The following is a 13112-nucleotide window of genomic DNA, read 5'->3' as shown; positions in this document are numbered from 1 at the left end:
GTAGGCGCACATTTTGATAAGCAAAGCTGGGTTGAAACATAACCTAGACGTTATTCCACGCCCCACTTTGCCGCAGACCGGTTGAGGAGATGTTCATCATCGGCACGTTCACAAAACACCACGCCGGGGCTTGCATCTGCCCCAACATCTGGCCATCGCGCTTTCTAAGTCGTGCAAAATCATAAATCCGCGCGGCACGCGAAGTTTGCGCTGCAATGCGTTGTCCTGGGCGGGCCATAACACCAATTGGCACCCGCTCCATGATCTGCCGCCAATCTTGCCATTGATCAAACTGCGTCAGGTTATCCGCCCCCATCAGCCAAACGAACTGCGCTTTTGGTCGCGCCTTTTGCAAGGCCGCCAAGGTCTGCGCCGTATAACGCGTGCCAGCCTGCGCCTCAAAATCGCTGACATGAATACGCGGATGTTGCAGCAAACCACGACAGGCCTGCAACCGTTGCTCCAACGGTGCCGGCCCGCGTGCTTTCAACGGATTGCCCGGGCTGACCAGCCACCAGACCTGATCAAGCCCAAACCGTTTAAGCGCCTCGTGGCTAATGTGCACATGCCCCACATGCGGTGGATCAAACGATCCCCCCAGCAGCCCAATCCGCTGACCAGGGCTGTGATATGGCAGATTAAATCTCATCTCACTTCTTTCACCAGCCCCAGCACGGTTGTCCAGCTTTTTCACACAACCGCTTGTGCGTTGACACACTGTCCCCAGCAGCCCTAACCTATGTTTAACCCGGATCAGGAAAGGCCCCGATACATGTCCACCTATGACCCTGAAAAGGCCGCCAAAATTCATCGCGACATCCACACCCATCTGCCACCAGACCCGGCCCTGCGGGTAAAAACCCTAGAAAGCCTCGCGGTTGAGCATGGTCTTGTTCGCCCCGAAGTGATCGACGCCTGGGTTGAGGCGTATTCAGAACAAATCGGCCCCAAACGCGGCGCGCAGGTGGTTGCACGAGCGTGGTTAGACCCGGAATTCAAAACCCGCCTGATGGCAGACGCCGCAGAAGCGATCAAAGATTTTGGCTTCGAAGGCCACGCCACAGGTCACCTGAAAGCAGTTGAAAATACTGAGACTGAGCACAACCTTGTCGTCTGCACCCTGTGTTCCTGCTACCCCTTCTCGATCCTCGGCATGTCGCCCGCATGGTACAAATCATCAGAATACCGTGCCCGCGCCGTGCGCGAGCCTCGCAAGGTGCTAGCCGAATTTGGCGTGACACTCGCCGATGACGTCTCTGTGCGCGTCTGGGATTCCACCGCTGAGCTGCGCTACCTTATCCTGCCTCAACGCCCTGCGGGCACCGAAGGTTGGAACCACGATCAACTGGCCAGTATTGTGACACGCAATTCGATGATTGGCACTGACCGGGCCCTGCAAGCCGGAGGTGCATAAGATGGATTCTCTACACGATCTGGGAGGCAAAGAAGGATTTGGCCCCATACCCATCGACACCGGTGATGCCCCGTTCAGCCACGATTGGGAGGAACGGGTCTGGGCACTAAACCTCAATCTGCGCGCCAACACAGGCACCATTGACTGGTTCCGCCACGGAATAGAACTGATGGTTCCAAAGGACTACATGTCTTTTGCTTACTTCAACAAATGGTGCGCTAATTTCTTTATGCTTCTGATTGATGGTGGCTATTTTACTGTCGATCAGGTCATAGATGCCGCGAAAGATCCACAAATCCCGCGCGGTGACAAACATGTTCCGACCATAGCAGAAATCTTAGAAGATTATCGCAGTCGCAACACCGACTTCTCAGTCGACAGCGATGCACCTCCCCGTTTTACCGTGGGTGATAATGTGCAAACTCAGCGTTTCGCCCATTCCGGCCATTCGCGCCTGCCAGCCTATGCCCGCGATCGCAAAGGCACTGTGATTTCGCATCATGGCGCACATCTGCTGGCCGATGAAGGTGCCAAGAACAACCATGTAGGTGAACATCTCTATACCGTCGCTTTCACCGCGCCCGAGCTTTGGGGCCCGGATGCAGATCCACGCGATACCGTCACGCTCGAACTGTGGGAGAGCTACCTTGTTTAACCCCGAGCGTCCCCTTGCCCCGCCAGAAAAGGCCTTTGATGAGCCTTGGCAGGCGCAGGCCCTCGCGCTTGCAGATACGTTGGTACAGGCCGGGCATTTCACCCCGACGCAATGGGCCGCTGCCCTTGGTGCGGCGCTGACCACATTTGAACGCGACGGTGCGCCCGACACCGCTCAGACATATTACAATGCCGTCATTACAGCATTGGAACAGCTGACCGAAGCGCACACTGACATATCGGAAACAGAGCGCCGCCAACGTCGCGCAGATTGGGAAGCCGCCTATCGACGTACCCCACACGGTCAGCCAGTTACACTCTGATTGTTGTGAAAAACCGGGTTGTTAGCGCTCCGGCCCGCTGAAATCCAAAACCTCCGGCAGTTCTTCACCGGGATAATTTTGATGCAAGGCCCAGGTCACCGCGCTGGTTCGCTCGAGTGGGCGAAACTCGGTGCCGGGCAACTGCCGAGTCCTGAGCGCCAATACGATGTCGGACATTACAGCCGGATTTTCCCGAAAATACGAATGCCCCAAATGCCCGCTCCCATCTTCGACCAGAATATAATGCACGGTGCCTGTTCGCTCCGTGTTCTGAATTTGCGCCTCGCTAAAGCTATCAGCATCAATTCCGCCTAACCGCGTGTTATTGCCAATGACCTTTGACAGCGCTAGCAGCTCATCCTCGGGATTGGCGTAAATGCTGATTTGCTCAAAGGCTTCTGCAAAACGCTCTGCCACCAGCCTCTGTTGCGTTACACCAATGTCCAGATCAGGGGCCGCCATCACCAAAATCCCAGTTTTCATCGCCGCCCTCGGGGCCTTCCCCGATGCGCGCGCCTCAATCAGCAATTCCCGAAGCGCATCAGTGATCACCACATTACCGCGCGAATGTGCCACGATATCGATGGTCTTGACTTCAGGGATGCTCGCCAGCATTCGCAAATATTCTTTGACATGAAACACTGAAAACTCACCAGATTCCACATCGCGAAAGTATGCCAGCGGGCCAGAACTTCCTGCGGGCCAAGAATAAACCATCGGCAAACTCTGCCGCCCGGAATAGTGCCAGATATTAGCAAGCGTCCCGACACCATCGTCAAAATCGTTATTAAAGCCATGAATATAGATCATCACCCGGTCCAACCCGTGCTTGCGCAACCGCGTCCCGATTTCCTGTGCCATCACGTCCTGACGCAGGTCATAGGCCTGCTGTGCAGCATCCCGCACCACCAGACGATCACCGCGTCGCTCAATCGGCAGGGGTGTATCGGGGAAACGCGCGATCTCTTGCAGATAAACCGGGTCCAGCCGCGTCAGGCCACGTTTACCCTTGTCGTGGGTTCGCTCGACCAGATCACCCCAATCCTGCAGATCACCATATTCCACGAGGCTGACCCCAAACGCCATCGAATCGCTGCGCACGCTGCTATAGCCCGCAATCTCTCCGGCTGCGTTGCGATCCGGTTGGCGATCCGTCACATAGAGAATTTCAGTCGTTGTCCGGCGCAATCCCTTTGGAACACCCCGGGCCGGATACAAGTCACCGTTCTCAAACGTATAAAGGTTGGGTGCTGGTGCCAAAATTCCAGTTGTGCTCAAGCCACCACAGGCCGCCAAAGCCAATAGAACGCAGCTAAAAACCACTTTTTTCATGTGCCGTGGCCCTGTCATAGTGATTTCCCTGTTTGAATTTATCGCCTGCGCCGGTTACATGCCTGCAAGTTCACCTCAAGTTCAAAGAGAGCACAGACATGGCAGCCTATCAATACGTCTATCACATGCAGGATGTCTCCAAGACATATCCTGGCGGCAAGAAATGCTTTGAGAACATTCATCTCAGCTTCCTGCCCGGCGTTAAAATTGGCGTCGTCGGTGTCAACGGCTCCGGTAAATCCACGCTGATGAAAATCATGGCGGGTCTTGATCCCGACTTCACCGGCGAGGCTTGGGCCGCAGAAGGCGCCAAAGTTGGCTACCTCTCACAAGAACCACCACTGGACGACAGCCTCTCTGTACGCGAAAACGTGATGCTGGGCGTGGCCCCGAAAAAGGCCAAGCTTGACCGCTTCAACGCGATCGCCATCGAGATGGCCGAGGATTACTCCGATGAGCTGATGGAAGAGATGACAGCACTGCAAGATCAGATCGACGCTGAAAACCTCTGGGATCTGGATGCGCAGATCGACATCAGTATGGAAGCCCTGCGCTGCCCACCAGACGACGCTAAACCCAGCGATCTGTCGGGGGGTGAGCGTCGCCGCGTGGCCCTGTGCAAACTGCTGCTCGAAGCACCAGAAATGCTACTGCTCGATGAGCCGACCAACCACCTAGACGCCGAAACCATCGCCTGGCTGCAACAGCACCTGATCGATTACAAAGGCACCATCTTGATCGTCACCCACGACCGCTATTTCCTTGACGATATCACCAGCTGGATCCTCGAGATCGACCGTGGCCGCGGCATCCCTTACGAGGGCAATTATTCTGCATGGCTGCAGCAAAAGGCCAAACGCCTGTCGCAAGAAGCCCGCGAAGACAAATCCAAGCAAAAGACGCTGGAACGCGAATTGGAATGGATGCAGCAAGGCCAAAAAGCCCGCCAAGCCAAATCCAAGGCCCGGATCGCCGCCTATAACGATCTCGCCAATCAGTCCGAACGTGAAAAAATCGGCCGCGCTCAGATCGTTATCCCCAATGGCCAGCGCCTTGGCGGCAAAGTGATCGAGGTTGAAAACCTCAACAAGGCGATGGGCGACAAACTGTTGATCGAAGACCTGACCTTTAGCCTGCCCCCCGGCGGCATTGTCGGCGTCATCGGCCCCAACGGTGCCGGTAAATCGACGCTGTTCAAAATGCTCACCGGTCAGGAAAATCCGGACAAGGGCACCGTTGAATTTGGCGATACCGTGCAGTTGTCCTATGTTGATCAGTCGCGCGATGACCTCAACGATGGTGATACGGTTTGGGAGGCGATCTCTGGCGGTGCCGAGATCATCCAACTGGGTGACGCACAGGTCAATTCCCGTGCTTACTGCTCATCCTTCAACTTCAAAGGCGGCGACCAGCAGAAAAAACTCTCTCTGCTCTCAGGTGGTGAACGTAACCGTGTGCACATGGCGCGGTTGCTGAAAGAGGGCGGCAATGTCCTGCTCCTCGATGAGCCGACTAACGATTTGGACGTTGAAACCCTGCGCGCTTTAGAAGACGCGCTGGTTGACTTCGCCGGCTGCGCCGTGGTCATCAGCCACGACCGCTTCTTCCTCGACCGGATCTGCACCCACATCCTCGCGTTCGAGGGCGACGCTCATGTCGAATGGTTCGAAGGCAACTTCGAGGACTACGAAGAAGACAAAAAACGCCGCCTCGGCCCGGACGCTTTGGAACCCAAACGTCTGAAGCACAAAAAATTCTCGAGGTAATCCAAATGGGTATTAGAAGACATATTAGAAAGTTTCGTGACAAGCGGCAGGCATTAGAACTCAAGCGGCAAGAACTGGAAAACAATCGCCGGGAACTAGAAAGACTCCACGATCGATCAAATGACGTTCTCCCCTCCGCCCGGAACCTTTTGCATAGTTCCCTCGAGCCTATGGCCGCACGGGAACACTTTTTGCCGTCAATCGATACAACAAAGAAAATCCTCGAGGTGGGACCATATTTCGCACCATCTATCAAAGGGGAAAACGTACGTTATTTCGATGTCTTCACCACGGAGCAACTTCGGGAGCGGGCAAAAAATGATCCCAATGATTTTGTGACCTCTGATACCGTTGTTGACGTTCACTTTCAGGATGATGATGGCGATCTCTCGACTATTCCAGAAACCTTTGATGCCGCTTTCAGCTCTCATTGCATCGAGCATCAACCCGACCTCGTGCGCCACCTGAATGATATTAGTAACCTACTGCACGAAGGAGGGCACTACTATCTGCTGGTGCCCGACAAGCAGTTTTGTTTCGATCAACCGAAGCCAGATACTTCCATAGGTGACGTTCTCGCAGCCTCCATAGAAAAACGTAACAGACACACCCTCCGTTCACTGATCAACCACACTATATTGATGACCCATAACGATTCCGTTCGGCATACAGAGGCTGATCACTTCGATGCCGGTTGGGAAGAGGGCTATATAGAACGCCTAAAAGCGGCATACGACAAATACTCAGCGCCGCATGAAGAATATATTGATTCCCACGCCTGGCAATTCAAACCCGAAACCTTTCTCAACATAGTTTGGGCTTTAAACGAAGCAGGCCTAACAAGCCTCAAGCCAGAATCTGTATGGCTAACGCCGTCCAATCGCCTAGAGTTCGCAGCTATTTTGCGAAAAGCCTGAAGGAAATAAAACGCGAGAGACATTCTGCCTTTCGTCCATGCATTGCTACCCTGTACTTACTCAGCCATAACTCTCTCATGTCATTTGCAAAACTCCCTCTGCTGGCTCTTGGGCTGACGTTGCTCAGCACCTGTGCCGACATCGACACCGTGCAGCCAACCCGCAGCACACCGCAGACAGCCGAGGAGATTACCTTTGCCAAATCCGTCCTGAACAACTTGCAGCCTCAGTCCATCGCGCAGAACCGTGAATTCTGCGGCTTCATCGGCCTTGGTGAGGACGGCAACTACATCTCGACCACGCCAATCCGCGGACGCAAAGGATCTTGCCAACCTGAGATGGACGAGGGTTTTGAACCCCTCGCCTCCTTCCACACCCACGGGGCGCATTCGGCAGAGTATGACAGCGAGCTGCCCTCCTCTGACGACCTTCTGGCCGACATGGACGAGGGTGTTGACGGCTACATCGGCACCCCCGGCGGACGGGTCTGGTTTAACGATTCCTCTCAGGAGCACAGCACCCTGCTCTGCGGTCCCCGCTGCATCAGTTCTGATCCGGGTTACGATCCGTCAGACGCCCCACCCCCGGCCAAGGAATACGATCTCGACGCGATTTATGACCGCGAAAACAGCCCGATCTGATCTGGATCAAGGCCCCCTTACCAAACCAGCGCTATCATGACGACACATCAACACTTGGAGGTGTCCCATGTTCCGTCTGGCCGCAATTATACATCTCTTCATCGGCTCCACCCTAGCGGGTTCCGGGGTCATCGCCGCCCTCGTCTCAGGGTACGACACTGTCTACGGCATTTCCATTGCTGCTGCTTTGGGGTTTCTCGCGTCCTTCCCAATCACCCTCCTGATCGCGCGAAAGCTTGTTGCGCAGCAATAGTCGACCTGCACCGGTTGGCTTACGGATGGTTGGCAACTCTGGGAGGATTGACAGCCATCCGTTTAGATTTCGTCCGCCATATCCTGCAGTGCGCCCCAAAAGTCTTTGCGCCCGCAGCAATTCGGGTGAAAGATCGCGGGTTTTCCAAAAACGACTTATCCTTGTGCAACAGTCCTGTTCATCAAAGTATTTTCGATTTATCCACAGGTTTTTCCCACCATATATCAACAGGTTATCCCCAAGAAATTTCAATGCTGCAGTGCTATTTTCTTGCCAGAATCGCGTCTCTGGGCAAACCTAAGGATATCGCAGCGGTTCATTGAACCAACGCGGTTCGCAGATCTCCCCCGGGTCTTATGACTTGGGTCTGGATGCGGCGGGATGCGGGTCCTTCGGGATTATCGCCCCTCCGCACCGGATTGGGGAAGCGGCCCGGTCGTGAGGGTCTTCGGATCTTCATGAACTGGCAGTTTCTTTTAGGTGTATTGCGGGCCACAAGCCACCTTCGGGCGGGGCGTGGCGGCGGCGGATCTTCGGATTTGTTGCAAACGTGGCAGGTCTTCGGATCTACTGCAAAAACTGGATCTGTGTCCCTCGGGGCGCGATGATCCGGCGAGGCGTCAGGGTGTGGAGCAATCCACGATGCAAAGACCGCGTCTGAGCACCTGGCGCCTTTTCCTTTTTGGCCACCACACCATTTCATATTTGTTTTCATTTTGACCACAGTTGCCGGGCAGTGACACGGAAACGGGGTTCAAAAGCGTTAAGACTTTTGAACCCCGCCGTCAGTCGATGCTGTTCCGCGTCTATGCACCTGTGCGTCAACGGATAGCCCGTGCGCAGTGGAAAATCAACAATATGTTGATTAAAGACGCTCCGAACATGCCAAATATCGATACGAGATCAAGATTTAACAGGCTAAACGTCTATCCAATTGATTGGCCGGAAAGTCAGCTTCAGAACATTGCAATGAGGTCGAGATAGGGATTAACGACCACCGTTGACCAGCTTACGCAATAGCAGGGAACAGCGCGCGCAGCTCTTTTTCCATCTCCGAAACCGCAGTGTCTTCTCCGGCGACGACTTGTGCCAACGCAGCCTGGAACAATCCGTCGAAAAGGGCATAGAGCGCTTTGGGTGAGAGCTTTGGCGACCCGCCCTCCATTTCCGCATATCTTGCAACGACACGCCAGATCATTTGCTCCAGGTCACTATCGATTTTTTGCACATCGTCCCGCAACGCGGCCTCGAACAAGGCTTGAGAGCGCAGATCATACCAAAGTCGATGCAAATGAGTTTCGGCCACGAGCGTTTCAGAAAGCTGCGCAATGAAACCATCAAGTAATTCATCTTGTGTTGCTGCGGTTGTGGTGGCGACATCATAGCGTTTAACGCAAACGGCTTTGTATTGCCTGATGCATTGGGTGATCAGGTCTAACTTGTCATCAAAGTAATAGCGCAGCACACCGTGTGAGAACTCTGTGTTTTCGGCAATATCGCGCAGTGACGTTCGGGCATAACCCAAACGCGACAACGTCGACAGTGCGGCATCGGCGAGTTCCGCTCTTCGTGCTTCGAACTTGTCGACTTTTGCCTGTGCGCGTTGGTTTGCCTCACCAAGACGACTCTGTGTTTCCGCCATAGACCAGCCTCCCGTCTCTAACCGTACTAAAGCCAGTTGGAGATATTTCAACTGTCTATATGACTTTGGGTCCTCAAAGAGTGTTCGCCGAGTATTTACAATCGTATAATAAATAACTTTACAACTGTATAATTTTTACCTATGCCCGCTAAATACAAAGATTGCTGGTCGGAAAACCAGAGCACATTCGGTGCCGAATCTGACGTAATTGCACTTGATTCAAAGGAGCTTCGGAAATGAGCAAACTGCACATAACAACAGAAGACGGGATCAAAACCGTCGTTATCGACAACCCTCCAGCCAATATCTGGACGGTGGATGTCATCAATGAAATGAATAATTTCTTTCATTCGCTGAAGCACGACCATGAGACGAAAGCAGTCGTCTTCAAGTCGGCCAACCCTCATTTTTTTGTGGCTCATCTGGATCTTAACACGATTAACGGCACGCCTGAGGGACAAGAAGGTATCTATGCCTTCTCTAAAATGATCGAAAACGTCAAAACGCTTCCGCAATTGTCAATTGCCGTGGTGGATGGTTTCGCGCGCGGTGGCGGCAACGAGTTCACTATGGCTTGCGATATCACCTATGGCACAGAAAACGCTGCCTTTGCCCAGCCCGAGATCGGGGTCAACATTCCAACCGGCGGGCAAGGTGGTGTTCAGTTCGCCCGCAGACTGGGCCGGAAAAAGGCGATGCAGGTGCTGTTGACTGGCGAAGATATTTCCGCGCCCGATGCTGAGGCTTTGAAAATCATTACGAAATATGTGCCCAAGGCCGAGCTTGATGAGTATCTCGAGGGTATTTTGAATACTTTGAGAGCAAGAGATTTGCGCGATGTGGCGATGTACAAGGACATCGTAAATGCATCGATCCGTGACGAAGCTGCAGGCGCTTCAATCGAGTTGCGCTACTTTCTTGAGCGTGCGGCAGAAGATAAAACACAAACCATCATCAAGGCGTTCTTGAAAAGTGGGGGCCAGACGGAGCGCGAAGCAACTGATTTTGCCGGTGTCTTCGCTGATACAGCAGCAGAACTGGCCAAATCTGAGAGCTAGCTCTTCAAAGTGTAGTTCAAATTCGAAAGCCATGGGCGATAAAGTCGCTCATGGCTTTTCAATTCCTTCTACCAGCAACCCACGTAAAAAGGCCCCCCCTAAAAGGCGAGACCTTTGAATCAAACTCAAGCGCCAGTTTTCTTTTTCCGACGCAGGGATAGGATGATCAGGGTCACGCCCAGCGCCAACAGCTCCAGCGCCACGATCAGGCCGAGGGTGATACCCAGTCCACCCAGCAGCACAATCACCCCCAGAACGGCCGACACAGCCGCCGCCATCATGATGTATTGCGACAGGCTATCCTCCTTGATCTCACGCGCGGCCATCAGCTTGCCAACTCCCGCAGCAACCAATGATCCGCCCACGATCCAGCCCAGGATGGAGCCATCGCCAAACGGCCCCAACAACAGCGACAGCCCCAGAAACAGCGCCACCGCCGCTCCCAGAATGGCAGCGCCACGGGCTTTGAAGCCTTCGCTGGTATAGGCGGCATAGCCCTGCAGCCCGCCCACAGCCAACAAGCCGCCACCGACGATAACCTCGGTTGTGGTGCCCGCAGTGCTTGGGTTAATCAGCGCCCACAGGCCACAGGTCACAGCAATGACCCCGGCCAATAGCCACAACATCCAATGTTTCATAGGCTTTCTCCTTTGCTCAGATCCCGCATCAAGCCGCTTTACGCGACCCCAGCGACAGTACGATCAGTGACACGCCGTTCGAAATCAATTCGATCGCCAGGAACAGACCCAGCACAACAGTTGCCGATTGTGGGAAGTTCGACAGGATCATGCCCCCCAGCAATAGCGAAATGACACCCGATAGGATCAGGATCATCCGAACCTGTCCGCCCTCAACCGCAAAGGCCATAAGAATGCGAAACAACCCGGCTGTCAGCATCAAAATCGCGGCGGCAAAGGTCAGCGTCAGCGTGCCTTTGAGTGGCTCACCCACAAGATGGAAACCCATCAGGAACATGACCAGACCGAACAAAAGCGCCCAAATCCGGCCGCCCCAACCCGAGGCCTGAAACGCCGATACCACCGTCAGCGCCCCAACCACCATGAACATATATCCCGCCAATAAGGTCGCCGACAATGTTGCCGCCATCGGATTGGCCAACGCAAAAAGACCGCCTAGCAATGATACGATGCCTGCAATCAACCAAAGTCCCCAATTATTCATCTTGTATCCTTTCACAATACAACCCGTGCCGCCCTATGGCGACGCATCTCGATAAGTCTTGACCGGGCTTGAAAACCCTACAAAGTCAGCGACTTCAACCAATAACCGCTCGACCACACTCATTTCGCTGCGCGCTACGATGACCCTGCGCGCCAGTGCTGGTTCATCGGTGATCAGCCCGTCCACCCCGCGCGACAGCATCTGCGACATCGTCATCGCGTCATTGGGCGTCCAGACATAAACATCCTTGCTCGCCGCATGTGACCGGTTGATGAACCCGGGCGATGCAATCGCGCTGTTCACCGCAAGAAAATCCGCATCATATTGTGACAGATCACCGATGGCCGTCGCCGCCAACAGACCCCGCCGCCATTCGGGACGGACACGTTTGATGTCGTCAACCTGCTGGGTCTTGAGCGACATCACAGCAGCCTGATCAACCATATCGACCTCTTCAATCACCTGCGCCACCCGTTCGGCCAGCTGATCGTCATGACCATAGTACTTCAGTTCGACCAGAACCTTCGCCCGCCCTTTGGCCAACATCAGCACCTCGCGCAGGGTTGGCACGCGCTCGCCCGCGTATTCCGGATCAAACCAGCTGCCGATATCGACATCTGCCAGATCCGCCGCCGTGGCGTCCCAGACTTTGAGCGGATTGCCCGAAAGTTTCATGAAATCACTGTCATGCACAACGATCACCTCGCCATTGGCATCTTCCTGAACGTCGATCTCCAACCAGTCCGCGCCTTGCACGATCCCCTCTTCCATCGCCGCCAGAGTGTTCTCGGGCCGCACGCCAGCAGCACCGCGATGGGCTATGACCTCAACATCCTCAACCGTGCGCGCCTTTTGAACAAGCGCCCACCCTGTGCTTGCGCAGGACACCGCGATGAAGCCCGCCATCGCCCACAGTAAAACCCCAGAAAAGCGGTCCCCTCGGGTATCAAATTCTGGCAAGCGTGGAATAATCTGCCCACTCAGCGTATCGATTGCGGCAGCCAGAACCCCAGCGCTCACCGCGCCGCTTAACAGCAGCAATGCCCCCCACAGCAGCAGACATAGCAAGGCCAGCAGCGCAATCCGCGCCAATCCTGCATCAACCGGCGGGGCCAGCAGCCGAACCCCAACCCCAATCAGCCAAGCGCTCACCACCGCCGCCAGAATCGCCGCCCCAGCCCAGACCGCAATCGCCAAGGCCACTTGCCGCCTGCGCCCCTGTGTCAACGCTACGCTCTGGGCAAAACTGCGTCGCGGGCTGCATTCGGTAAACAAGATCAACGGCAGCGCCATCACCCAGCCGGCCAAAAACCACAGCAGAACCAACACCAGCCCCACTGCCAGCGGCGCGGCATAGACAATCGCACGGATAAATTCCGGCGGGTGTGTGCTCAGATAATAATTGATGTCATATTCGCCGATCTGGCTAAACACGATCAACGCAATCACCCCCGCCACGGGCAGCACCAGCGCCATTACCCGCACAATCAACCACCCGGCAAAGATGCAAACCGACGCAAACTTTTGCCGCAAATGCGCAAACACCGCCCGCACGGAACTTGCGCCGCGAAATTCGATCAACAGCCCCGACAGTTCCAGCACCGACGCGGCAATAATAATCGCCCCCACCGTAACCAAAAGCGTAAGCCCAAGCGGCGACAGCAGATATTTCGCAATATCCTGATCGGTCAGCGCTGCATTGCCAGAAAAAGACACGGCAAGCCGGATCGCTGCCTGACACAGGGGGAATATCACCGCTGTCGATAAGGCTACAAACAGGATGTGAAGCATCATAATGCTTCGCCGCTCTCGCCATGCTTTATTCAAGATGGCTTTCATCTACTCTCCGGTTTTGTTTGAACACACGCAATGCGCGAGAATCTTCCCGTTATACGGAGGAGACTCGCAGAAGATCACAAATTTATCAATT

14 protein-coding genes are annotated in these 13112 nt (G+C 54.6%); 8 read left to right on the top strand and 6 right to left on the bottom strand.

The genetic code is table 11. The annotated features are described in order from the left end of the window. Positions 1-43 precede the first annotated feature (43 nt). Positions 44-649 (bottom strand): nicotinate-nucleotide adenylyltransferase, encoded by a 606-nt coding sequence (locus tag D9A02_RS03505; protein ID WP_120499583.1) that lies wholly within the window; start codon positions 647-649, stop codon positions 44-46. A 123-nt stretch (positions 650-772) separates the two neighbouring features. Here D9A02_RS03505 and nthA point away from each other — a divergent pair, with 123 nt between their 5' ends. From nthA to D9A02_RS03490, 3 genes are read left to right on the top strand one after another with little or no spacing between them, the layout of a single operon-like run. Continuing rightward, positions 773-1414 carry a nitrile hydratase subunit alpha gene (gene nthA / locus D9A02_RS03500; RefSeq protein ID WP_120499582.1) on the top strand — a complete coding sequence of 214 codons (642 nt, stop codon included), beginning with the start codon at positions 773-775 and terminating at the stop codon, positions 1412-1414. A gap of 1 nt (position 1415) precedes the next feature. Next, complete coding sequence (nthB, locus tag D9A02_RS03495; RefSeq protein WP_120499581.1) at positions 1416-2069, top strand: nitrile hydratase subunit beta; 654 nt, start codon at positions 1416-1418, stop codon at positions 2067-2069. Further along, on the top strand, positions 2062-2391 hold the full coding sequence (locus D9A02_RS03490; RefSeq protein ID WP_162932953.1) for a nitrile hydratase accessory protein: 330 nt from the start codon (positions 2062-2064) through the stop codon (positions 2389-2391). The genes nthB and D9A02_RS03490 overlap by 8 nt, the downstream gene beginning before the upstream one ends. Before the next feature lie 21 nt (positions 2392-2412). On the opposite strand, the gene D9A02_RS03485 is transcribed toward D9A02_RS03490, so the two are convergent. Beyond that, the gene (locus D9A02_RS03485; protein ID WP_162932952.1) at positions 2413-3723 is read right to left on the bottom strand and encodes an alpha/beta hydrolase; all 1311 of its coding nucleotides are present in this window, start codon (positions 3721-3723) and stop codon (positions 2413-2415) included. A 98-nt stretch (positions 3724-3821) separates the two neighbouring features. On the opposite strand from D9A02_RS03485, the gene ettA reads away from it, so the two are divergent. The 4 genes from ettA (at position 3822) to D9A02_RS03465 (ending at position 7300) form a co-directional block, all read left to right on the top strand. Next, positions 3822-5489, top strand: a complete 1668-nt coding sequence (gene ettA / locus D9A02_RS03480; RefSeq protein WP_120499578.1) for an energy-dependent translational throttle protein EttA — start codon at positions 3822-3824, stop codon at positions 5487-5489. 5 nt (positions 5490-5494) lie between these two features. After that, complete coding sequence (locus tag D9A02_RS03475; RefSeq protein WP_162932951.1) at positions 5495-6406, top strand: bifunctional 2-polyprenyl-6-hydroxyphenol methylase/3-demethylubiquinol 3-O-methyltransferase UbiG; 912 nt, start codon at positions 5495-5497, stop codon at positions 6404-6406. Between the two features lie 77 nt (positions 6407-6483). Then, positions 6484-7047, top strand: coding sequence for a DUF4329 domain-containing protein (locus D9A02_RS03470; RefSeq protein WP_162932950.1), 564 nt, complete (start codon positions 6484-6486; stop codon positions 7045-7047). A 67-nt stretch (positions 7048-7114) separates the two neighbouring features. Beyond that, positions 7115-7300, top strand: coding sequence for a CTP synthetase (locus D9A02_RS03465; RefSeq protein ID WP_120499575.1), 186 nt, complete (start codon positions 7115-7117; stop codon positions 7298-7300). Between the two features lie 1009 nt (positions 7301-8309). Here D9A02_RS03465 and D9A02_RS03460 read toward each other — a convergent pair. Next, positions 8310-8942 (bottom strand): TetR/AcrR family transcriptional regulator, encoded by a 633-nt coding sequence (locus tag D9A02_RS03460; RefSeq protein ID WP_120499574.1) that lies wholly within the window; start codon positions 8940-8942, stop codon positions 8310-8312. Between the two features lie 236 nt (positions 8943-9178). Here D9A02_RS03460 and D9A02_RS03455 point away from each other — a divergent pair, with 236 nt between their 5' ends. Further along, the gene (locus D9A02_RS03455) at positions 9179-10000 is read left to right on the top strand and encodes an enoyl-CoA hydratase/isomerase family protein (protein WP_120499573.1); all 822 of its coding nucleotides are present in this window, start codon (positions 9179-9181) and stop codon (positions 9998-10000) included. 125 nt (positions 10001-10125) lie between these two features. Here the strand turns inward: D9A02_RS03455 and D9A02_RS03450 are convergent, their stop codons facing one another. The 3 genes from D9A02_RS03450 to D9A02_RS03440 are packed head-to-tail and all read right to left on the bottom strand — an operon-like array spanning position 10126 to position 13021. Then, positions 10126-10638 (bottom strand): DUF308 domain-containing protein, encoded by a 513-nt coding sequence (locus tag D9A02_RS03450; RefSeq protein ID WP_120499572.1) that lies wholly within the window; start codon positions 10636-10638, stop codon positions 10126-10128. Between the two features lie 28 nt (positions 10639-10666). Further along, positions 10667-11182, bottom strand: coding sequence for an HdeD family acid-resistance protein (locus D9A02_RS03445; protein WP_120499571.1), 516 nt, complete (start codon positions 11180-11182; stop codon positions 10667-10669). Positions 11183-11215: 33 nt separating this feature from the next. Further along, positions 11216-13021 carry a glycerophosphodiester phosphodiesterase family protein gene (locus D9A02_RS03440; RefSeq protein ID WP_120499570.1) on the bottom strand — a complete coding sequence of 602 codons (1806 nt, stop codon included), beginning with the start codon at positions 13019-13021 and terminating at the stop codon, positions 11216-11218. Positions 13022-13112: the final 91 nt, after the last annotated feature.

It is taken from the genome of Roseovarius sp. EL26, from assembly GCF_900327775.1.
Taxonomy (GTDB): domain Bacteria; phylum Pseudomonadota; class Alphaproteobacteria; order Rhodobacterales; family Rhodobacteraceae; genus Roseovarius.
This window is presented reverse-complemented; position numbering and strand designations above follow the sequence as displayed.